Origin of the sequence: Citrobacter sp. wls757 (assembly GCF_005280935.1) — a bacterium.
Taxonomy (GTDB): domain Bacteria; phylum Pseudomonadota; class Gammaproteobacteria; order Enterobacterales; family Enterobacteriaceae; genus Citrobacter; species Citrobacter portucalensis.
The window spans coordinates 1-20,953 of the sequence record NZ_SZWU01000044.1 but is presented as its reverse complement, the minus strand read 5'-3'; the positions used below and the strand labels follow the sequence as shown (position 1 = coordinate 20,953).

General features: G+C 53.5%; 22 protein-coding genes. 13 read left to right on the top strand and 9 right to left on the bottom strand.

The features are described from left to right. Positions 1–222 precede the first annotated feature (222 nt). Positions 223–1,404, bottom strand: coding sequence for an MFS transporter TsgA (gene tsgA, locus FDW94_RS12065; RefSeq protein WP_137377645.1), 1,182 nt, complete (start codon positions 1,402–1,404; stop codon positions 223–225). A 264-nt stretch (positions 1,405–1,668) separates the two neighbouring features. Between tsgA and ppiA the strand changes: the two genes are divergently transcribed. From ppiA to FDW94_RS12040, 5 genes are all read left to right on the top strand, one after another. Continuing rightward, positions 1,669–2,241, top strand: a complete 573-nt coding sequence (gene ppiA, locus FDW94_RS12060; protein WP_003023595.1) for a peptidylprolyl isomerase A — start codon at positions 1,669–1,671, stop codon at positions 2,239–2,241. A gap of 106 nt (positions 2,242–2,347) precedes the next feature. Continuing rightward, positions 2,348–2,515, top strand: coding sequence for a YhfG family protein (locus FDW94_RS12055; RefSeq protein WP_003827708.1), 168 nt, complete (start codon positions 2,348–2,350; stop codon positions 2,513–2,515). After that, complete coding sequence (locus tag FDW94_RS12050; protein ID WP_005121664.1) at positions 2,505–3,107, top strand: putative adenosine monophosphate-protein transferase Fic; 603 nt, start codon at positions 2,505–2,507, stop codon at positions 3,105–3,107. Before FDW94_RS12055 ends, FDW94_RS12050 begins: the two co-directional genes overlap by 11 nt. Positions 3,108–3,138: 31 nt before the next feature. Continuing rightward, positions 3,139–3,702 carry an aminodeoxychorismate synthase component 2 gene (pabA, locus tag FDW94_RS12045; protein WP_048236932.1) on the top strand — a complete coding sequence of 188 codons (564 nt, stop codon included), beginning with the start codon at positions 3,139–3,141 and terminating at the stop codon, positions 3,700–3,702. An 85-nt stretch (positions 3,703–3,787) separates the two neighbouring features. Continuing rightward, positions 3,788–5,005 carry an aspartate aminotransferase family protein gene (locus tag FDW94_RS12040; RefSeq protein ID WP_008786303.1) on the top strand — a complete coding sequence of 406 codons (1,218 nt, stop codon included), beginning with the start codon at positions 3,788–3,790 and terminating at the stop codon, positions 5,003–5,005. A 90-nt stretch (positions 5,006–5,095) separates the two neighbouring features. Here the strand turns inward: FDW94_RS12040 and FDW94_RS12035 are convergent, their stop codons facing one another. Further along, on the bottom strand, positions 5,096–7,183 hold the full coding sequence (locus tag FDW94_RS12035; protein ID WP_008786302.1) for a YccS/YhfK family putative transporter: 2,088 nt from the start codon (positions 7,181–7,183) through the stop codon (positions 5,096–5,098). 51 nt (positions 7,184–7,234) lie between these two features. Next, positions 7,235–7,867 carry a cAMP-activated global transcriptional regulator CRP gene (gene crp / locus FDW94_RS12030; protein ID WP_000242758.1) on the bottom strand — a complete coding sequence of 211 codons (633 nt, stop codon included), beginning with the start codon at positions 7,865–7,867 and terminating at the stop codon, positions 7,235–7,237. 308 nt (positions 7,868–8,175) lie between these two features. Between crp and FDW94_RS12025 the strand changes: the two genes are divergently transcribed. Continuing rightward, positions 8,176–8,583 carry an OsmC family protein gene (locus tag FDW94_RS12025; protein ID WP_003827750.1) on the top strand — a complete coding sequence of 136 codons (408 nt, stop codon included), beginning with the start codon at positions 8,176–8,178 and terminating at the stop codon, positions 8,581–8,583. A 93-nt stretch (positions 8,584–8,676) separates the two neighbouring features. Here the strand turns inward: FDW94_RS12025 and FDW94_RS12020 are convergent, their stop codons facing one another. The 4 genes from FDW94_RS12020 to FDW94_RS12005 form a co-directional block, all read right to left on the bottom strand. Beyond that, positions 8,677–9,546, bottom strand: a complete 870-nt coding sequence (locus FDW94_RS12020) for a phosphoribulokinase (RefSeq protein ID WP_137377644.1) — start codon at positions 9,544–9,546, stop codon at positions 8,677–8,679. 53 nt (positions 9,547–9,599) lie between these two features. Beyond that, complete coding sequence (locus FDW94_RS12015) at positions 9,600–9,818, bottom strand: YheU family protein (RefSeq protein WP_137377643.1); 219 nt, start codon at positions 9,816–9,818, stop codon at positions 9,600–9,602. After that, positions 9,815–10,837, bottom strand: a complete 1,023-nt coding sequence (locus FDW94_RS12010) for a hydrolase (protein ID WP_137377642.1) — start codon at positions 10,835–10,837, stop codon at positions 9,815–9,817. Before FDW94_RS12010 ends, FDW94_RS12015 begins: the two co-directional genes overlap by 4 nt. Before the next feature lie 81 nt (positions 10,838–10,918). Next, on the bottom strand, positions 10,919–11,638 hold the full coding sequence (locus FDW94_RS12005; protein WP_008786298.1) for an NUDIX domain-containing protein: 720 nt from the start codon (positions 11,636–11,638) through the stop codon (positions 10,919–10,921). A gap of 191 nt (positions 11,639–11,829) precedes the next feature. Between FDW94_RS12005 and prs the strand changes: the two genes are divergently transcribed. After that, complete coding sequence (prs, locus tag FDW94_RS12000; protein ID WP_137377641.1) at positions 11,830–12,690, top strand: ribose-phosphate diphosphokinase; 861 nt, start codon at positions 11,830–11,832, stop codon at positions 12,688–12,690. 14 nt (positions 12,691–12,704) lie between these two features. Further along, positions 12,705–14,195, top strand: a complete 1,491-nt coding sequence (locus FDW94_RS11995; RefSeq protein WP_137377640.1) for a nicotinate phosphoribosyltransferase — start codon at positions 12,705–12,707, stop codon at positions 14,193–14,195. A gap of 52 nt (positions 14,196–14,247) precedes the next feature. On the opposite strand, the gene FDW94_RS11990 is transcribed toward FDW94_RS11995, so the two are convergent. After that, entirely contained in the window at positions 14,248–16,149 is a 1,902-nt protein-coding gene (locus FDW94_RS11990; protein WP_003827754.1) for an ABC transporter ATP-binding protein, read from the bottom strand. A 132-nt stretch (positions 16,150–16,281) separates the two neighbouring features. Here FDW94_RS11990 and kefG point away from each other — a divergent pair, with 132 nt between their 5' ends. The 4 genes from kefG to slyD all read left to right on the top strand — a co-directional run bounded on the left by kefG (position 16,282) and on the right by slyD (position 19,554). Continuing rightward, positions 16,282–16,833: a glutathione-regulated potassium-efflux system ancillary protein KefG gene (gene kefG / locus FDW94_RS11985; RefSeq protein WP_137377652.1), complete on the top strand. Its 552-nt coding sequence runs from the start codon at positions 16,282–16,284 to the stop codon at positions 16,831–16,833. Then, positions 16,833–18,638: a glutathione-regulated potassium-efflux system protein KefB gene (kefB, locus tag FDW94_RS11980; RefSeq protein ID WP_137377639.1), complete on the top strand. Its 1,806-nt coding sequence runs from the start codon at positions 16,833–16,835 to the stop codon at positions 18,636–18,638. The genes kefG and kefB overlap by 1 nt, the downstream gene beginning before the upstream one ends. A 9-nt stretch (positions 18,639–18,647) precedes the next feature. Next, on the top strand, positions 18,648–18,848 hold the full coding sequence (locus tag FDW94_RS11975; protein WP_003023632.1) for a YheV family putative zinc ribbon protein: 201 nt from the start codon (positions 18,648–18,650) through the stop codon (positions 18,846–18,848). Positions 18,849–18,942: 94 nt separating this feature from the next. Beyond that, positions 18,943–19,554, top strand: a complete 612-nt coding sequence (gene slyD, locus FDW94_RS11970; RefSeq protein WP_008786294.1) for a peptidylprolyl isomerase — start codon at positions 18,943–18,945, stop codon at positions 19,552–19,554. Between the two features lie 113 nt (positions 19,555–19,667). On the opposite strand, the gene FDW94_RS11965 is transcribed toward slyD, so the two are convergent. Then, positions 19,668–19,886 (bottom strand): protein SlyX, encoded by a 219-nt coding sequence (locus FDW94_RS11965; protein WP_137377638.1) that lies wholly within the window; start codon positions 19,884–19,886, stop codon positions 19,668–19,670. Positions 19,887–20,118: 232 nt separating this feature from the next. On the opposite strand from FDW94_RS11965, the gene fkpA reads away from it, so the two are divergent. Continuing rightward, positions 20,119–20,937 carry an FKBP-type peptidyl-prolyl cis-trans isomerase gene (gene fkpA / locus FDW94_RS11960; protein ID WP_003827768.1) on the top strand — a complete coding sequence of 273 codons (819 nt, stop codon included), beginning with the start codon at positions 20,119–20,121 and terminating at the stop codon, positions 20,935–20,937. The last annotated feature ends 16 nt before the right edge of the window (positions 20,938–20,953 follow it).

Here is a 20,953-nt window from a genome sequence, read left to right as displayed (position 1 = left end):
CCGCGCTTATTGATGCAAATCAAATTCGTCCTTATATACTCCTTAAGAGGTATATAACTGATTTGTCAGCATTTTTATAAGTGACGGAATTATTTGGGTTTTCGTGTTTGTATAAATAGCGTACAAATTAAGGGGTTTTTGTAAGAATTGGCCTACATGACCAGTGAAAGAAGAGGAGGGTGAGAATGTGCCGGATGATGTGGATACCATCCGGCAGTGAGGTTAATGCGTTGCTGGGGCGTTATGCTGGCGATGGCGCGTGACAAACCCAAGAATAAAGCACATCACGAATACAACCGCATACAAGCCGTTAGCTGTTTGCAATGCCGCCTGCGGGCCGCTGTGTGCCACGATAGGGCCGGTGACGACGAAAGTGAGCATGGTGCCGATGGTACCGCAGGTCAGAACGAAGTTAACCAGTTTGGGTGAGGCGACCTTCGTCTGCTGGGAGCCAAGGGTAATGATGGTGGTATAAATCGCACTGGAGAAGAAGCCCAGCGTCATAATAAACCACGGCATATGCTCTGGCGTACCGGTGATAAACAGATACATCAGGACGGTAGCCAGACCCGCCAGTACGGTCAGGATGCGCTGCAAATCGAAGAAACGCAGAATAACGCTAAATGCCCACATGCCAACCATGTAAGACATCCAGAAGTCGCTGACCAGTTTACCCGCATCGTTCAGGCTCATGCCCAGACTTTTGGCGTACTCCGGGACCCAGGAGATAAAACCCAACTGACCGAGGATGTAGCACAGTGCAGCGATCGCCAGAAACAGCACGCCAATCCCCCATTTTTCTTTTACTACCGGCGCGTCTGACTGCTGAGCGTGTTTACCCAGTGCCGGGAATTCACAACCGAAGGTCAGCAGGAAAATGGCGACGTATACGAGGCCGATGCAGGCATAGACCCAATACCATTCGATGCTGCGTGCTAACAGGAACGCGGCAACCATCGGGAAAATCATGCCGGCCATGCTGAAGAAGGAGTCAGTAAACAGCAGGCGGGAACCGCGCTGGCGACCTTCGTACATTTGAGTTACCAGGAACGTACCAATCGACATGGTAATACCGCTCACCAGGCCCAAAACAAACATGGCGGCGGAGAACAAGGCCAGGCTATGGCTGAACATCAGTCCGGCAACGGCCAGTACCATCAGGATAAAGCCGAAGCGCAACTGGGTTTTCAGTGGCACGATTTCCATTAACCATGCATTCAGAAAGATAGAGATCAGAATGCCGGCATTCAGGAAGGTGAAGGTGTTACTCATGCTGGAAACGGGCAAATGGAAGTAATCTGCTATGTTTCCCATCACCATCCCGGTGACAATTACCAACGCACCTGTCAGGGCGTAGGAGAGAAAGCTAATCCATGTGAGCTTGATGCGATTGCTGTTAGTCATGACTGGCCTGTATAGAAGTGTAAGGCGCATTGACTGCGCCGTGAGCGGGCAGATTTTAGGTGCTTTAGTGACGCATTTAAATATTTATCGGTAATAACTTGGTGCGTTACATTTTTCTATGTGATCTTGATCACATTGATACTTGCAGCCATGAGGTTACATTTGTTTCAGGTACGTAAAATTAAGTAAAGGGATGGCCTTGTCCTTGAAGGCTCTTTAGAATCAATTCACTTGCTTCATTTCTGCTCTTGTTAAGGAATTCTCATGCTCAAATCGACTCTGGCGGCTGTTGCAGCTGTTCTCGCTCTTTCTGCTCTCTCCCCCGCAGCACTGGCAGCAAAAGGTGATCCACATGTTCTGCTGACAACCTCTGCTGGTAACATTGAGCTGGAGCTGAACAGTCAGAAAGCCCCGGTTTCAGTGCAAAACTTTGTCGATTATGTCAACAGTGGTTTCTATAACAACACCACGTTCCACCGTGTGATCCCAGGCTTCATGGTGCAGGGCGGCGGTTTTACCGAGCAGATGCAGCAGAAGAAACCTAACCCGCCAATCAAGAATGAAGCCGATAACGGACTGCGTAACACTCGCGGCACGATTGCTATGGCGCGTACAGCGGATAAAGACAGCGCGACCAGCCAGTTCTTTATCAACATTGCAGATAATGCTTTCCTCGATCACGGCCAGCGCGACTTTGGCTACGCTGTTTTCGGTAAAGTTGTGAAAGGTATGGATGTCGCGGATAAGATCTCTCAGGTACAGACCCATGATGTCGGTCCATACCAGAATGTCCCGTCAAAACCGATTGTTATCCTTTCTGCTAAAGTCCTGCCGTAATCGTATCTTGCGCGGGTAGTTCTTGCCCGCGTTCACCCCTCTCTCTGCGTAACCCGAAATTGCTGCTTATACTTGTGGCAAGTGTCGGCTCATTCAGGGAGGTCACGTGAAAAAACTCACCGATAAACAAAAGTCCAGGCTGTGGGAACAACGGCGAAACGCCAATTTCCAGGCCAGCCGACGGCTGGAAGGCGTAGATATTCCACGGGTTACTCTGAGTGCTGAAGACGCCCTGGCGCGTCTTGAAGAGCTGAGGAGGCACTATGAGCGATAAATTCGGTGATGGTCGCGACCCGTATTTATATCCGGGCCTGAATGTCATGCGTAACCGTCTGGGGATTCATCAGGCGCAGCGTTTAGCGCAGGCGGCTTATGAACTGACAGCGCTGCGTGCGGCGACTATCGAATTGGGGCCGCTTAAACGGGGCTTACCGCACCTGTGCGCCATTCATCGCCAGCTGTATCGGGATATTTTTGACTGGGCGGGACACCTGCGTGAAGTCGATATTTACCAGGGCGATACTCGCTTTTGCCACTTCGCCTATATCGAGAAAGAGGGCAATGCGCTGATGCAGGACCTGGAAGATGAGTCCTGGCTGGTGGGATTACCGGAAGACAAGTTTGTCGATCGTCTTGCGCACTATTATTGCGAAATCAATGTGCTGCATCCGTTTCGCATTGGCAGTGGCCTGGCGCAGCGTATTTTCTTCGAACAGTTAGCGATTCATGCCGGGTATATGCTGAGCTGGGATGGCATTCCGGTTGAGGAGTGGAATCAGGCTAATCAGAGCGGGGCGATGGGTGACCTGTCTGCACTGCGGGCGATATTTCGTAAAGTGGTAAGCGAAGCCCCGGAAACTGAGTAGAATAGCGCGGTTCTTATGTACCGGAGCCGCCATGATCCTGCTTATTGATAACTATGATTCTTTTACCTGGAACCTGTACCAATACTTCTGCGAACTGGGCGCTGATGTCCTTGTCCGGCGCAACGACGAGCTGACGCTGGCGCAAATCGACGCGCTGAACCCGCAAAAAATCGTGATTTCCCCTGGACCATGCACGCCGGATGACGCCGGTATCTCACTGGACGTTATTCGTCATTTCGCCGGTAAGCTTCCCTTGTTGGGTGTTTGTCTTGGCCACCAGGCGATGGCGCAGGCCTTTGGCGCGAGCGTGGTTCGGGCGGCTAAAGTGATGCACGGTAAAACCTCGCCGATTACCCATACCGGGCAGGGTGTTTTTCAGGGACTCGCTAACCCATTAACGGTGACGCGCTACCACTCTCTGGTGGTTGCCCCTGAGACGCTTCCCGAGTGCTTTGAGGTGACGGCCTGGAGTGAAACGCAGGAGATTATGGGCATTCGTCACCGCGAGTGGGATATGGAAGGGGTACAGTTTCACCCGGAGAGTATTCTCAGCGAACAGGGGCATCAGCTGCTGGCTAATTTTCTCAATCGCTGATTTGTAGTTGCTATTCAGTGATTTTTTATTCATATTTTGTGATTGTAATTTCACTGGCGTTTCTGCTTAACAGGGTGGTAATGACATGGCAACTGAACAAACTGCAATTACGCGCGCGACATTCGATGAAGTGATTCTGCCGATTTATGCACCGGCTGAGTTTATCCCGGTAAAAGGAAAAGGGAGTCGAGTGTGGGATCAACAGGGCAAAGAGTATGTTGATTTTGCGGGCGGCATTGCAGTGACCGCGTTAGGGCATTGCCATCCGGCATTGGTTGAGGCGTTAAAAACCCAGGGCGAAACCCTGTGGCATACCAGCAACGTATTTACCAACGAACCGGCGTTGCGCTTAGGCCGTAAAATCATTGATGCGACCTTTGCCGAGCGCGTGCTGTTCATGAACTCCGGTACTGAAGCCAACGAAACCGCCTTTAAGCTGGCGCGCCATTATGCCTGCGTGCGTCATAGTCCGTTCAAAACCAAAATCATTGCCTTCCATAATGCGTTTCACGGCCGTTCGCTGTTTACCGTGTCCGTTGGTGGGCAGCCGAAATACTCCGACGGCTTTGGGCCAAAACCGGCGGATATCATCCATGTCCCGTTTAACGATCTGCATGCGGTCAAAGCGGTGATGGACGATCACACCTGCGCGGTGGTCGTTGAGCCTATTCAGGGAGAGGGCGGCGTCACTGCGGCAACGCCGGAATTCCTGCAAGGTTTGCGTGAACTTTGTGACCAGCACCAGGCGCTGTTGGTATTTGATGAAGTGCAGAGCGGGATGGGGCGTACCGGCGATTTGTTTGCCTATATGCACTACGGCGTGACGCCGGATATCCTCACCAGCGCGAAGGCGCTCGGTGGCGGCTTCCCGGTAAGCGCGGTGTTGACCACTCAGGAGATTGCCTCCGCGTTCCACGTGGGTTCGCACGGCTCCACCTACGGCGGTAACCCGCTGGCCTGCGCGGTAGCGGGGGCAGCGTTTGATATCATCAACACGCCGGACGTGCTGGGAGGCATTCAGGCCCGGCGTCAGGCGTTTGTCCAGCATTTGCACAAGATTGATCAACAGTTCGACATTTTCAGCGATATTCGCGGGATGGGGCTGCTGATTGGCGCTGAGCTGAAGCCGCAGTTTAAAGGCCGGGCGCGCGATTTCCTCTATGCCGCCGCGCACGAAGGGGTGATGGTGCTGAACGCCGGGCCGGACGTAATGCGTTTCGCGCCGTCGCTGGTAGTAGAGCAGGCGGATATCGATGAAGGGATGCAGCGCTTCGCGCAGGCGGTAGCGAAGGTGGTGGGCTGATTGCCGGATAGCGGCGCGAGCGCCTTATCCGGCTTACAGGGTAAGGTGTGATTCGTTGGCCGGATAAGCGTAGCGCATCCGGCAAATCTCTTAACCTTTCATGTCCCGTAGTCGGCGGCTCAGCCAGATCCCGTGGTGCGGTCGCTGACGCCATGCTACCGACGAAATGGTATGCATGGTGTTCAGATGCCCAAGAACCCGCTGCAGATGCTGCTCAAGGGTGCTTAACGGACCATGGGACAGCATCTCTGGCGCTTCGAGTATATTCACATCTCCCGAGCTTCCCGGCCCATCATATTCCAGCCGCTGTTGACAGCGCTGGAGTGCAATTTCACAGGACTCCAGATACCGCTGTGCCAAATCCGGCGTCAGCATCGTATGTTCCCTTGCCAGCGTCGTCATCGCGTTGATGTGTTCAACGATGAACTGGCTGTGCGTAACCCACAGTTTCATGTCTGCAAGGTAGTGCGAGTTAAATCCCGGCTCCTGCATTGCCTGGTTCAGCGAGTTGAACAGCGTGTTTTGCGTCTGGTTGACGCGCATGCGTTGATACGCCAGCGGCGTGGCCTGTGGATCGTTGCTGAGGATCAGACGAATGGCCTCCTGGTCGGCTTCTAACGCATCGTGGGCGTTTTTACGCAGCAGACCGCTCTGCCACTGTGGCCACAGCCAGAGCGTGCCGCCAAAGGCGATTAAGCAGCCAATGACCGTATCGACAAACCGCGGCACGATAAACTCTTCCCCGTTTAGCGTCAGCAGTTGCAGGGTGTATACCGCCGTTACCGTAAAACCGACGGTAGCCCAGCCGTAGTTTTTACGGATGATCAGATAGCTCACCAGGGTGATCAGCAGCATGGCCGCCAGCGTGAAACCTTCGGGAATATGAAAGTGCAACGTGACGCCGGCAATAACCAGTCCAACGAGCGTACCTACGGAACGGTGTAAGATGCGCACCCGGGTCGCCCCGTAGCCATTTTGCGTAACAAACAGGACTGTCATCAAAATCCAGTAAGGCTTTGGCAGGTGTAAGGCGCTGCCCATCAGGCTGGCGATACTCAACATAACGCTGATGCGTCCGGCATTGCGCAGCGCTGGGGATTTCAACGACAGGTAGTTTTTCAGGGCAGGGATCAGCGGCAATCGACGCTGCTTGTCAGCCATTAAGTCACGGGCATACAGCGGACGCTGGGTCCGTAGCACGCGGGCAATACGGCTGAAGTGCCAGTAGCAAAATTGCCCCACCGGATTGTCCGGATGCTGCCTGGCGATTTTCTCCAGCGTGCCAATCTGCTTTTCCATCGAGAAACGGGTCGGCAAGCGGTGATACAAAATATCATCGGCCAGTACCCGAAGGCGTTCGGCGACGGTTCGCGCGTTCCAGCGAATTACCTGCTCCGCGTGGCTACGCTCAACCAGTTTTTGCACTTCTTCTGGCTGGTGGAGGCTAACGGAAATATGCTCCTGTAAATCCAGCGCCTCCTGAAAGGCACGCAGCAGGCGTTTGTATTCGTTGTTGTGGTGTGCCGACAGCATATGCATTTGCTGATAGCACTGGGTAATCAGATCCACCGCCTTTTGTTGGCGAACCAGCAGGGGAGGCAGCGCTTTTTCTGGGTCGGCATGCTGGGTCAGCATGCTGTACTTGGCTTCACAGTAATCGGCTAATTCACGGTACAGCAAGCTGAGCGATTCGCGGAGCGGTTGCTCGCGCCACATCCAGAACCAGAACCAGTTGAACAGGCCGTACCATAACGTGCCCAGCGCGTAGATCAGCAGCGGCTCCCAGACGGGCATATTCCCGGCCAGGCTGAGCGTGAAAATCGCCGCGATAAGCGAGGCTGGCAGTAATCGCGCATGCAAGGGGCTTAGCTCGGCGGTTACGCCAAGAATGAGCGTCAGGCCGGTGAGGATCAATGGTAGCGGTATAGTTTGCGCAAGCAGTAGCTGCATGATCAAGCTGCACCCGGCAAACAGCGATGCACCAATGACTAAGCGTTTGAAAAAGCGCTTGTGCGGGGTATCAAGACCGGCAATGTTGCAGCAGGCAGGGACGAGGGAAAAGAGAAGCCCCAAATGAAGCTGACCGATGATCAGACCAACAGCCACAGGTAAACATAGCACCAGCGTTTGTCGTAGTGCGTAGTTGATCTCTGGGTGGTATATCAGTCTTCGCCACATCGGAGTAAACAAAAGTGGCGCATTACTGGGTAACGCGCCACTTCGATGGGGTTAACGCGTGCCGTAGACGACGATGGTCTTACCGTGTGCGGAGATCAGGTTCTGATCTTCCAGCATCTTCAGAATACGACCGACGGTCTCACGGGAGCAGCCAACGATCTGGCCGATTTCCTGACGGGTGATTTTAATCTGCATGCCGTCCGGGTGGGTCATCGCATCAGGCTGTTTCGCCAGATTCAGCAGAGTCTGCGCGATACGACCGGTTACGTCGAGGAAGGCAAGGTTGCCCACTTTTTCAGACGTGACCTGCAGACGACGAGCCATCTGAGAAGACAGGCGCATCAGAATATCCGGGTTGACCTGGATTAATTGGCGAAATTTTTTGTAGGAAATTTCAGCGACTTCACATGCGGTTTTGGCACGTACCCAGGCGCTACGTTCCTGACCTTCTTCGAAGAGGCCTAATTCACCAATAAAATCGCCCTGATTCAGATAAGAAAGGATCATTTCTTTCCCTTCTTCATCTTTGATCAGCACTGCCACGGAGCCTTTAACGATGTAATACAACGTTTCCGCTTTTTCACCCTGGTGAATCAGCGTGCTCTTCGATGGGTACTTATGAATATGGCAATGAGACAAGAACCATTCGAGAGTCGGGTCTGTTTGCGGTTTGCCAAGCACCATGCGCGGTTATCCTCTGTTATAAGCTGTCTCCAGAGCCAGAAAACGACGCTGCCTCTGGGTTTGCAAAAATATGCTTCCCGCTACCTGGGAAAGGGGCTGTCAAAAATATACTGCAGCCTGTAATGTGATGTCCTCTGCATACATGCAGTACGTCAATGTATTACTGTAGCATCCCGTCTGTTTTAGCATAGCTTTCGCCGTGTGTCTCCTGGTGTCTCGCTTCAGCATGACGCAGGTCGCCTTCCGTTGCGAGAATTGTTATGTGCGCGTAATCTGTCAGGAAAATTGAAACATTGGAGTTACGAAATATGCAAGCGCGTGTAAAGTGGGTTGAGGGGTTAACCTTCCTCGGTGAGTCCGCCTCTGGCCACCAAATTTTGATGGACGGTAACTCCGGTGATAAAGCGCCGAGCCCGATGGAAATGGTATTAATGGCTGCTGGCGGTTGTAGCGCAATTGATGTGGTATCGATCCTGCAAAAGGGTCGTCAGGATGTGACCAACTGCGAAGTGAAGCTGACTTCAGAGCGTCGTGATGAAGCGCCGCGCCTGTTTACCCACATCAACCTGCATTTCATCGTAACGGGTAACGATCTCAAAGATGCGTCTGTCTCCCGCGCCGTCGATCTTTCCGCGGAAAAATACTGCTCCGTGGCGTTGATGCTGGAAAAGGCGGTGAACATTACCCATTCCTATGAAGTGGTTGCTGCTGCGTGATGCCATGCCTGATGGCGTTACACTTATCAGGCCTACAGGATATAAACGCGTAGGCCGGATAAGGCATCAACCGCCATCCGGCAAAAGACCACATCACTCGATCTTCTTACCTTCCATCAGTCGCTGTACCAGTGGCAGCATAATCAATTCCATCGCCAGACCCATCTTGCCGCCAGGTACGACTAACGTATTGATATGGGAAATGAATGAGCCCTGCAGCATGGCCAGTAACCAGGGATAATCGATCCCTTCCAGGTTACGAAAATGAATCACGACAAAGCTTTCATCCAGTGATGGAATGCTCTTAGCGGCAAAGGGGTTGGAGGTATCGACGGTCGGTACGCGCTGGAAGTTAATATGCGTCCGGGAAAACTGCGGTGTGATGTAATTGATGTAATCGTCCATTGAACGTACCACCGAGTCCATCACCGCTTCACGCGAATGTCCACGCTCGCTGGTATCGCGGGTCAGCTTCTGGATCCATTCCAGGTTTACGATCGGCACCACGCCAACCAGCAGATCGACATGCCGGGCCACGTTTTGCTGTGGGGTGACGACACCGCCGTGCAGCCCTTCGTAGAACAGTACATCCGTCGGTTCAGGCAGCGGCTGCCAGGGCGTGAATGTCCCCGGAACCTGGTTCCATGGTACGGCCTCATCGTAAGTGTGCAGATATTTTCGCGACTGGCCTTTGCCCGTCAGACCGTATTCGATGAAGGTTTGTTCCAGCAAGCCGAAGTCATTAGCTTCGGGGCCAAAATAGCTGATATGCCGTCCGGCATCGCGCGCTTTGCGAATCGCCATGTCCATTTCCGGACGGGTATAGCGATGAAAACTGTCACCTTCCACCTCGGCGGCGCGCAGATTTAACTGCGCGAAAATTTTACGAAACGCGAGGCTGGTGGTAGTGGTCCCCGCGCCGCTGGATCCTGTTACCGCAATCACCGGATGTTTGGCAGACATAACAACTCCATGAAATGGTTGTAATTATAGTAAAGTCGGCCGGCGGCTACGGATTACTCGTGAATCTGCTTCCTCGGCATAATGTTGACCGTTTCATGCAGTTCAGACCACACCAGCACGGCCTCACCTGATTGTAGTTGGCGTTTGACGTCGGCGACTTTTTGTTCGAGCGAGCGTTCATGTTCACCATAATCGGTGCCTTCGCGCAAGACAAAGCTTTCAAGCAAATTGTCCAGCGCGTCCGGGGAGATATCTTGCCATGGGATAATCATGATGATGCCTCCAGATACGTTGTCAGCCAGTCCGGGATTCTTGATTCCAGCCACATCTCAGGACGGCGCACCGTGCCACCTATAAATCCGACGTGGCCGCCGTGTTCAGTAAGCTGGTACTCCACCTGTGAGGGCAGATTTTCCGGTTTCGGAATCACATGATGATCCATAAACGGATCGTCTTTCGCATGGATAATCAGCGTTGGTTTGGCGATCCGATTGAGCAACGGCATGGCGCTGCACTGGCGATAATAGTCTATAGCATCGGCGAAACCGTGAATTTTGGCGGTGATTAGATCGTCAAAATCGCGAATGCGGCGCAAAGATTTCAACTGGGCCAGACTCACCGGCAGCGAACTTGGATAAGCTTCAAGCTTACGTGAGGCATTGGCTTTCAACAGATTGAGCAGGTAGCGCTGGTAGACCCGGGAGAAGCCCTTGTCCATATGGTAACTACAGGCTTCCAGCACGAAAGGCGCAGAAACGATAACCGCCGCATCTATCGGAATATCGTTGCCTTCTTTTGCCAGCAGGCAAGCCAGCATATTTCCACCGAGTGAATAACCTACCGCCGCGGTCGGTACGCGACCGAACTCACGCTCCAGCCAGTGTAAAAACCAGGTGCCATCTTCTGTTTCACCGGAGTGATAAATACGGTTCAGACGATTGGGTTCGCCGCTGCAACCGCGAAAATGCATTACCACACCCAGCCAGCCGCGCTTTTGTGCTGCTTCAATCAGGCCATGTGCGTAGGGGCTGTTCAGACTGCCTTCCAGACCGTGAAAAACCACCAGGCGCGGTTTGTGTTTCGCCTGTTGCGGATCTTCACTCCACGCCAGATCGACGAAATCACCGTCGGGCAATTCCAGACGCTGCCAGTGGGCGTCGAACTTCACCTTGCGGCGAATTAAACGCGGCAGCATCGTCTGCAGATGGCGGTTACTGATACCGCGCATCGGGCGGAATTCTCGCGAATCGTCGGTAGGTGGGGTCATTTCTGTGGACGTGATTTCAACCATAACACCGGAGCAATTAATAATCGGAAAGAATAACTATACCGCGCACAGCGCGTGCGGGTTAGCCAATATGTGATTTTGTCGCTAGTCAGTCAGCAGGTTACGCGAGAAAAGATGAAAATCGACGTTGGGTTTACGTCGCCACAGGCGGGCTTTACGCGTCCCTGTCGCCACGCTTTCTCCGGTATCTTCAAACATTCCTGACGCTTCAAAGCGACGAATCAGACTTTTACGCTGGATCGACTGGCCGAGGATCACCTCAGTGGCTTCGAGCAGTTGCCCATGGGTAAATGTTTCCGGCAAGCAGTATACGGGCAGGAGCGAGTACATCGTTTTTTGCCGTAAGCGGTGTAGCGCCGCGGTAATGATTTTCTCGTGATCAAACGCGAGTGAATAGTTTTTCAGTTCATCAACCGGCACCCAACGGGCATTGCTGACGCTGGCGATATGGGGCGCGCAGTCTACCCAGGCGATTAGTGCAAACCAGGTGACCGTCAGGCTCCAGCCGCGCGGGTCACGATCAGGGCCGGAAAAGGTATCCAGTTGTTCCAGCCACGAAGGCGAAACGCCTGTTTTTTCGGTGAGTTTGCGCAGCGCGGTGGCGCGGGTTGAATCATCGTTTTCGATATCAATAAAGCCGCCGGGTAATCCCCAACGCCCTTTTTGCGGCTGGTTTGCCCGCTCGACCAGTAATACGCACAGCGCCTGCTGATGCAGGGTAAATAACACGCTATCTACCGTCACCAGAGGTGAAGGGAAGCGGCTGGCGTCGTACTGATTCAGGTAGTCGGCTTCGGTGGTCATAAGGTACTCACGATGATTTGTAACGCTGACAAGTGTACCAGCCCGACACCGGGGGGCAAGGTTCGTTTTTTCTCATTGCTTATCAGTGGATTAGCTCACGGCTTAAAAATAATTCATTTTATGCTTGCTTAATATGTGTCACAGGGACATTATTAATTGTGTCGAAGGGACACAATTAAGAGGTGAGCGCGATGAACATAAAATTGACACTAACTTTGGACGACCAGACCTATGCCGTTGCCAGCGGTGTTTTTCCTGATGGTGCTGTCTGGTTAAAAGTCACCGATGCGTTGCCAACCTTTGCTCGCCTGATGCGCATCCGTGCCACGGCTATGCGCGATATGAACGATTTTATGCTGCTGGCGCAACTGGTTGAGGCGGTACGTCATCAGACCGATGTACTGGTCAGCCATCTCGAACTCCCCTGGCTGCCGTGGGCGCGTCAGGACAGACATATGGTATCGGGTGACAGCTTTGCGCTGAAAGTCTTCGCTAGTCAGCTCAATACGTTGAAATTTGACAAGGTCAACGTGCTCGACCCGCACAGCGATGCGGCGGCGGCTGCAATCGACAACTTTGTGGCGATCCCCCAGGAGGTCTGCCTGATGCAAAGCGCGTCATTATCGCGGCTGTTTCAGCAACACGCGCTGATGCTGGTTGCTCCCGATGCAGGATCGCTGAAGAAGATTGATGCTGTAGCCAGAGCCGCCGGTGTGGAGCAGTACGCCATCCTGAGTAAAAAACGTGATGTGGCAAGCGGCAGCCTGACGGGATTTGCGTTATTGGCCGGAGATGTCAGGGGTAGGGATCTGCTGATTGTTGACGATCTGTGTGATGCAGGCGGTACGTTTATAGGCTCTGCACAAGTATTACGTGATGCTGGCGCCCGCAGTGTCAGCCTGTATGTCACCCACGGTATCTTTTCTAAGGGCGTTGATCACCTGTTTGCAAACGGTATTGACGCTATCTACACCACCACCTCTTTAGCTGCCCCAGCGTTGGTACATCCGCAGCTTGAGCTTATCGATATTGACGCGATTTACCGCGCCTGAGGGAGAGACTGATTATGAAAATGAACCCGATTCTGGCTATCGACGGCTACAAAGTTTCTCATCGCGTACAGTATCCGCAGGGTACCCATCGCGTGTATTCCAACTTTACCCCGCGCAGCGATCGCTTTTTCTCCTCGCCGTTGGCGGATGGCAAACTGGTATTCTTCGGCCTGCAGGGTTTTATGCAGTGGTTTTTAGTCGACCTGTTTAATGAGGCGTTCTTTGCCCGCCCGGAAGACGAGGTGGTCAGCGAATACAAACAGGTCATGGACAGCTATCTGGGCAAAGATGCGGTGGCGGTGGACCATATTCGTGCACTGCATCAGTTGGGCTATCTGCCGTTGCACATCAAGGCGCTGGATGAAGGCAGCAAAGTCCCGATGGCGGTACCGGTTTTAACTATCATCAACACCCAACCCGAGTTTTTCTGGCTGGTGAATTACCTGGAGACCGTGCTGTCGGCGGAGCTGTGGAAGGCGTCAACAAATGCCACGATAGCTCACCACTACCGCAAAATCTGCGCTCGCTGGGCAGAGCAAACCTGTAGCGACCTGACGCACCTTGACTTCCAGTGCCATGACTTTTCCTTTCGCGGTATGTCCGGATTACAGGACACCATGCAGGCGGGCAGTGGGCATTTGTTGAGCTTTAAAGGGACCGACAGTATTCCATCTCTGCTGTACGTCCGCGATTACTACACCGACGGCGAGCCCTATTTTATCGGCGCCAGCATTCCGGCTACCGAACACAGCGTGATGTGTATGGGCGAGCGCGAGCATGAGATTGAAACCTTCCGCCGCCTGATTGCCGATCTCTACCCGCAAGGATTTGTATCGATAGTCTCTGATACCTGGGACTACTGGCAGGTGCTGACGGAATATACCCGCGAACTGAAGAACATCATTCTGGCGCGTGAAGGTCGGGTGGTATTCCGTCCGGATAGCGGCAACCCGGTTGAGATCCTGTGTGGTACTGGTGCAGATGAGGATACCCGCAGCGATCGTACCGCTCAGGAGAAAGGGTCCGTGGAAGTGCTGTGGGAGATTTTTGGCGGCACGATTAACGCCAAAGGTTACAAGGTGCTCGACCCGCATGTCGGACTGATTTATGGCGACTCCATCACCCTTGAGCGAGCGAATGAGATCCTGCGTCGTCTGGAAGCGAAAGGATTTTCCAGTTCAAACGTCGTGTTTGGCGTTGGTTCTTTTACTTATCAATACAACACACGTGACACCTTTGGTTTTGCGATGAAAGCGACGTGGGGAGAAGTCGACGGCAAAGGCCGGACGGTTTTTAAAGAACCGAAAACTGATAATGGTCTGAAACGTTCAGCCCGTGGTCTGCTTCGCGTCACACGTGATGAGCAAGGGGAACTGCGTCTGCATGACGAACAGACCTGGGAGCAAGAGCAGGAAGGGGAGCTGAAAACTCGTTTTCTCAACGGCAAGCTGTTTAACCGCGAGCATTTCGAAGAAATCCGCCAGCGTCTGGCGACACAGGGATAATTCAACAAAAATGCCGGATGAGACGTGTTGGCGTCGGATCCGGCAATGATGACTACTCGGCCAACATCTGCTCAAGCTGTTCCTGAGCCTCCAGCCAGGCCATTTCACACTCTTCCAGCCCGGATTTCGCACTGGCCTGCTGCTGCAAACAGGCGGTAAGTTCGGCTTTGCGACTTTGGTCGTACAGTTCGCTGTCTCCGAGTTTTTCTTCCGCCTGCGCCAGTTGTGCGTGCAGTTTCTCCATCTCTTTTTCCAGACGGGTAATCTCTTTACGCAGCGGCTGCGTCAGGGAGCGCAGTTCCGCTTCGCGGCGCTTCTGGTCTTTACGCGCCTGGGCGCTGTTAACGCTCTCTTTCGCCGGTTCGTCGCCCTGGTTTTCCTGTTTCTGGACATCGCTCAGCCACTGCTGATAATCCTCCAGATCGCCATCAAACGGCTCGACTTTCTTGTCGTGTACCAGATAGAGGTCGTCGGTGGTGGAGCGGATCAGGTGACGGTCGTGCGAGACGACAACCAGCGCGCCTTCAAAATCGATTAGCGCCTCGGTCAGCGCCTGACGCATATCCAAGTCCAGGTGGTTGGTTGGTTCATCGAGCAGCAGCAGGTTAGGGCGCTGCCAGACGATCAACGCCAGTACCAGACGCGCTTTTTCGCCACCGGAGAAGCGGCGTGTCTCTTCGCTGACTTTATCGCCCTGGAAGCCGAATCCACCCAGGTAGTCACGCAGTTTCTGCTCCAGTTCCTGCGGCGCCATGCGTGCCAGATGCTGAATGGGTGATTCATCGGCGCGTAAAAACTCCAGCTGGTGCTGCGCGAAGTAGCCCAGTTTGATGCCTTTCGCCAGGCCAATCTCACCGCTGATTGGGGCCAGTTCGCCGGCCAGCAGCTTAATCAGCGTCGATTTACCCGCGCCGTTGCGACCGAGCAGGCCGATGCGGGAACCCGGCACCAGATTCAGTTTGATCGAATCGAGAATGACGCGATCGCCGTAGCCAGCGCTAACCTTTTCCATCTTCAGCAGCGGGTTTGGCAGGCTTTCCGGCTCACGGAAGCTGAAGTGGAACGGGTTGTCCACGTGCGCTGGGGCAATCAGCTCCATGCGTTCCAGCATTTTGATACGGCTCTGTGCCTGCTTCGCTTTCGTTGCTTTAGCGCGGAAACGATCGATATAGCTTTGCAGATGCGCCACGCGCTCCTGCTGGCTTTCGTACATTGCCTGTTGCTGTGCGAGGCGGGTCGCACGCTGGATTTCAAACGCGCTGTAGTTGCCGGTGTACTCGAACATGGTTTGCTGTTCGATATGAATAATTTTATCCACCACCGGATCGAGAAAGTCGCGATCGTGGGAGATCAAAATCAGCGTGCCCTGATAGCTTTTCAGCCATCTTTCCAGCCAGATCACCGCGTCGAGATCGAGGTGGTTGGTGGGTTCATCGAGCAGCAGTAGGTCTGAACGGCAAATCAGCGCCTGGGCCAGGTTGAGACGCATACGCCAGCCACCGGAGAAGTCGCTGACCGGGCGCTCAAGCTGTTCGTTGGAGAAGCCGAGGCCATGCAGCAGGCTGGCGGCGCGTGAGCGCACGGTCCAGGCGTCGATGGCATCCAGCTTGCCATGGACGGTGGCAATGGCATGTCCATCGTTACGTTCGTTGGCGTCGTTCAACTGCGCTTCCAGTTGACGATACTCGCGGTCGCCGTCAATGACGTACTCCAGCGCGGGCTGTGGCAACGCAGGCGTTTCCTGATTCACCCACGCGAGCTGCCAGTTTCCCGGATAGGTAAATCCTCCAGCGTCGGCGCTGAGTTCATTTTTCAGCAATGCCAGCAGGGTAGATTTACCGCAGCCATTTTTACCCACCAGGCCAACCTTCTGCCCTGGATTAATGGTGGCCGTGGCATTGTCCAGCAAGACGCGCACGCCGCGACGAATTTGTAACGATGAGAAAACAATCATAAGGCGCCGTATGTTCAGACTATGTTAATTTATCATTATGATAATGTAATGTGCGGGCCGTTTGCCGCACCGAGGCGCAATGGTAGCCCAAAACGTCGAAAATAGACAAAAGACAAAACCGGGAGGGGGATGATGTTCCAGCCAGCGAAAGTCTTGCTGCTGTATGCCCATCCGGAATCTCAGGACTCGGTCGCGAACCGTGTTCTGCTTAAACCGGCCATGCAGCTCAGCAATGTTACCGTGCACGACCTTTATGCGCACTATCCTGATTTTTTTATCGATATTCCGCATGAACAGGCGCTGCTGCGTGAGCATGATGTGATTGTTTTTCAGCACCCACTCTATACCTATAGCTGTCCGGCGCTGTTAAAGGAATGGCTTGACCGCGTACTGAGCCGCGGATTTGCCAGCGGTCCCGGAGGGAATCAACTGGCGGGAAAGTACTGGCGTAGCGTTATCACTACCGGAGAACCGGAAAGTGCCTACCGCTATGACGCGCTAAACCGTTATCCAATGAGCGATGTGCTGCGCCCTTTCGAGCTAACGGCCGGTATGTGCCGCATGCACTGGATGAGCCCAATTATTGTTTACTGGGCCAGACGGCAAACGAAGAAGGAGCTGGACAGCCATGCGAAAGCGTATGGTGACTGGCTGGCGAATCCGATCCCTGTGGGAGGCCGCTGATGGAAGGTTCTGATTTATTGACTGCGGGAGTGTTGTTCCTCTTCGCGGCGGTGGCCGCAGTTCCCCTGGCCTCAAAGCTGGGTATCGGTCCGGTGCTGGGTTACTTGCTGGCGGGTATTGCTATCGGCCCGTGGGGATTAGGATTTATCAGCGATGTGGATGAAATCCTGCATTTTTCCGAGCTGGGCGTAGTCTTTCTGATGTTCATCATTGGGCTGGAACTTAATCCCGCCAAACTGTGGCAACTGCGGCGTTCAATTTTTGGCGTCGGTGCCGCGCAGGTGATGCTGAGCGCGGTGGTGCTGGCCGGATTATTGATGCTCACTGCGTTCTCCTGGCAGGCGGCAGTGGTTGGCGGCATTGGTCTGGCGATGTCATCGACCGCTATGGCGCTACAGTTGATGCGCGAAAAAGGCATGAACCGCAGTGAATCCGGACAACTGGGTTTTTCGGTACTGCTGTTTCAGGATCTGGCGGTGATCCCCGCGCTGGCACTGGTTCCGCTGCTGGCGGGTTCTGCTGACGAACATTTTGACTGGATCAAAGTGGGAATGAAGGTGCTGGCCTTTGCCGGCATGCTGATTGGCGGTCGCTATTTGCTGCGTCCGGTTTTCCGCTTTATTGCGGATTCTGGCGTGCGGGAAGTGTTCACCGCTGCCACGCTCCTGTTGGTGCTGGGTTCTGCTTTATTTATGGATGCGCTGGGGCTGTCAATGGCGCTGGGAACGTTTATCGCGGGCGTGCTGCTGGCGGAAAGCGAATACCGACATGAGCTGGAAACGGCAATCGATCCGTTTAAAGGCCTGTTGCTCGGGCTGTTTTTTATCTCCGTTGGCATGTCGCTCAACCTCGGCGTGCTCTACACCCATATTCTGTGGGTGGCAGCGAGCGTGATCGTGCTGGTGGTCGTAAAAATGCTGGTGCTATATGTGCTGGCGCGTCTTAACGGCATGAGAAGCTCTGAACGGATGCAATTTGCCGGGGTTTTAAGTCAGGGTGGTGAATTCGCTTTCGTGCTGTTTTCAACGGCATCCTCGCAACGGCTGTTTCAGGGCGACCAAATGGCGTTGCTGCTGGTGACCGTCACACTGTCGATGATGACCACGCCGCTGGTGATGAAGCTGATTGATAAATGGCTCTCCCGCCAGTTTAACTGCACGGATGAGGAAGATGAAAAACCCTGGGTGGAAGATGATAAACCGCAGGTGATTGTGGTGGGGTTTGGGCGTTTTGGTCAGGTTATTGGTCGCCTGTTGATGGCCAATAAAATGCGCATTACCGTTCTGGAGCGGGATATCAGCGCGGTGAATCTGATGCGTAAATATGGCTATAAGGTTTATTACGGTGATGCCACGCAGGTGGAACTGTTGCGCTCCGCAGGGGCAGAGGCGGCTCAGTCTATTGTTATTACCTGTAATGAGCCTGAAGACACTATGAAACTGGTGGAACTGTGCCAACAGTATTTTCCGCATTTGCATATTCTTGCGCGAGCGCGCGGACGTGTAGAGGCGCATGAGTTATTACAGGCTGGTGTGACGCAGTTTTCCCGCGAAACGTTCTCCAGTGCGCTGGAGTTGGGGCGTAAAACGCTGGTTACACTGGGAATGCATCCGCACCAGGCTCAGCGTGCTCAGCTGCATTTTCGGCGGCTGGATATGCGCATGCTGCGGGAACTGATCCCCATGCATACAGATACGGTACAAATCTCTCGAGCCAGGGAAGCCCGGCGCGAGCTGGAGGAAATTTTCCAACGAGAGATGCAGCAAGAGCGACGTCAGCTGGATGGCTGGGATGAATTTGAGTAGAGGATAACCATGGCAATTCGTAAACGTTTTATCGCAGGTGCAAAATGTCCGTCCTGCCAGTCGCAGGATACGCTGGCGATGTGGCGCGAAAATAATATCGATATTGTTGAGTGTGTTAAGTGCGGTCATCAGATGCGGGAAGCCGATAAAGAGGCGCGCGAGCACGTTCGCAAAGAAGAGCAAGTGATCGGGATTTTTCATCCGGACTAGCGATATGGCGCAGCTTTTTTTAAGCTAGAGGGTACACGGGTGCAGAATTCCGCTACAATCTGCGCCACTATTCTTTCCATGCTCAGGAGATATCATGAAAGTAGCAAAGGACCTGGTGGTCAGCCTGGCCTATCAGGTACGTACAGAAGACGGTGTGTTGGTTGATGAGTCTCCGGTGAGTGCACCGCTGGACTACCTGCATGGTCACGGTTCCCTGATTTCTGGCCTGGAAACAGCGCTGGACGGTCATGAGGTTGGCGACAAATTTGATGTTGCTGTTGGCGCAAACGACGCATACGGTCAGTACGACGAAAACCTGGTGCAGCGCGTTCCTAAAGACGTCTTCATGGGCGTTGACGAACTGCAGGTTGGCATGCGTTTCCTGGCTGAAACTGACCAGGGTCCAGTACCGGTAGAAATTACCGAAGTGGAAGACGACCACGTTGTGGTTGACGGTAACCACATGCTGGCTGGCCAGAATCTGAAATTCAACGTAGAAGTTGTTGCTATCCGCGAAGCGACCGAAGAAGAACTGGCTCACGGCCACGTTCACGGTGCGCACGGTCACGACCACGATCATGACCACGGTCATGACGGTTGCTGCGGTGGTCACGGCCACGGTCACGACCATGGTCACGAGCACGGCGGCGAAGGCTGCTGCGGCGGTGGCGGTAAAGGTAACGGCGGCGGCTGCGGTTGCCACTGATCGGTATGATTGCCTGATGGCGCTACGCTTATCAGGCCTACCGTAGGCCGGATAAGACGTTTACGTCGTCATCCGGCACAAAAAAGCGGGGATATCCCCGCTTTTTTTACGTCTCAATAATGTGGCGGCGGGGTCTCTTCAGACTGCGACGCAATGTGGGACGGCTGCGTTGCTTTGAGCTTTTCCGTCAGCAGACGCAGATGGTCGCGCAGTTTGGCCATTTCCAGTTCATGCACGGTCACCGTCACGTTGAGCTCTTCAATGGTGATCTCCTGAAATGCCAGGCGACTTTCCAGTTCAGCCAGGCGAGTTTCCATTGTTGTATCCTGCATGATTCACCTCTTTCTTTTTTCTCCGGCAGATCGCGGACTGCGGCGAATTCTACTTAACTTTGCCTGTTTGCACAGCACTCAATCTTCGGTAACGAAACTAATTTAAACAAAAAGAGTCTGAAAAGTGGTGATAATAGGGCGTGCCTGTATGTTGATTTGTTCTGCAACGCTTTATAGTACATTTTTATGTTAGCTAACCCTGGGGTGAGATGCCCCGGCCCTGGAGATATGGATGAAATCACTGTTTAAAGTAACGCTGCTGGCGACCACAATGGCTGTTGCTCTGCATGCCCCGATCACCTTCGCTGCTGATGCTGCGAAACCAGCCGCTACTGCTGACAGCAAAGCAGCATTCAAGAATGACGACCAAAAAGCCGCTTACGCGCTGGGCGCGTCCCTGGGTCGTTATATGGAAAACTCTCTGAAAGAGCAGGAAAAACTGGGCATCAAACTGGATAAAGATCAGCTGATCGCTGGTGTTCAGGATGCATTTGCAGACAAGAGCAAACTGTCTGACCAGGAAATCGAACAAACTCTGCAGGCGTTTGAAGCGCGCGTGAAGAGCTCCGCTCAGGCGAAAATGGAAAAAGACGCGGCTGACAACGAAGCCAAAGGTAAAGTTTACCGCGAGAAATTTGCTAAAGAGAAAGGCGTTAAAACCTCTTCTACTGGCCTGGTCTACAAAGTAGAGAAAGAAGGTACTGGCGCTGCACCGAAAGACAGCGATACCGTGGTAGTTAACTACAAAGGTACGCTGATCGATGGTAAAGAGTTTGATAACTCCTACACCCGTGGTGAGCCGCTGTCTTTCCGTCTTGACGGTGTCATCCCTGGCTGGACTGAAGGCCTGAAAAACATCAAGAAAGGCGGCAAAATCCAGCTGGTTATCCCACCGGATCTGGCTTACGGCAAAACGGGCGTCCCGGGTATTCCGGCCAACTCTACGCTGGTCTTTGATGTTGAACTGTTAGACATCAAACCGGCACCGAAAGCTGACGCGCAGCCAGATGCTGCACCGGCAGATAAAGCTGCAGACAGCAGCAAAAAATAAGCTAACAAAAACCGCC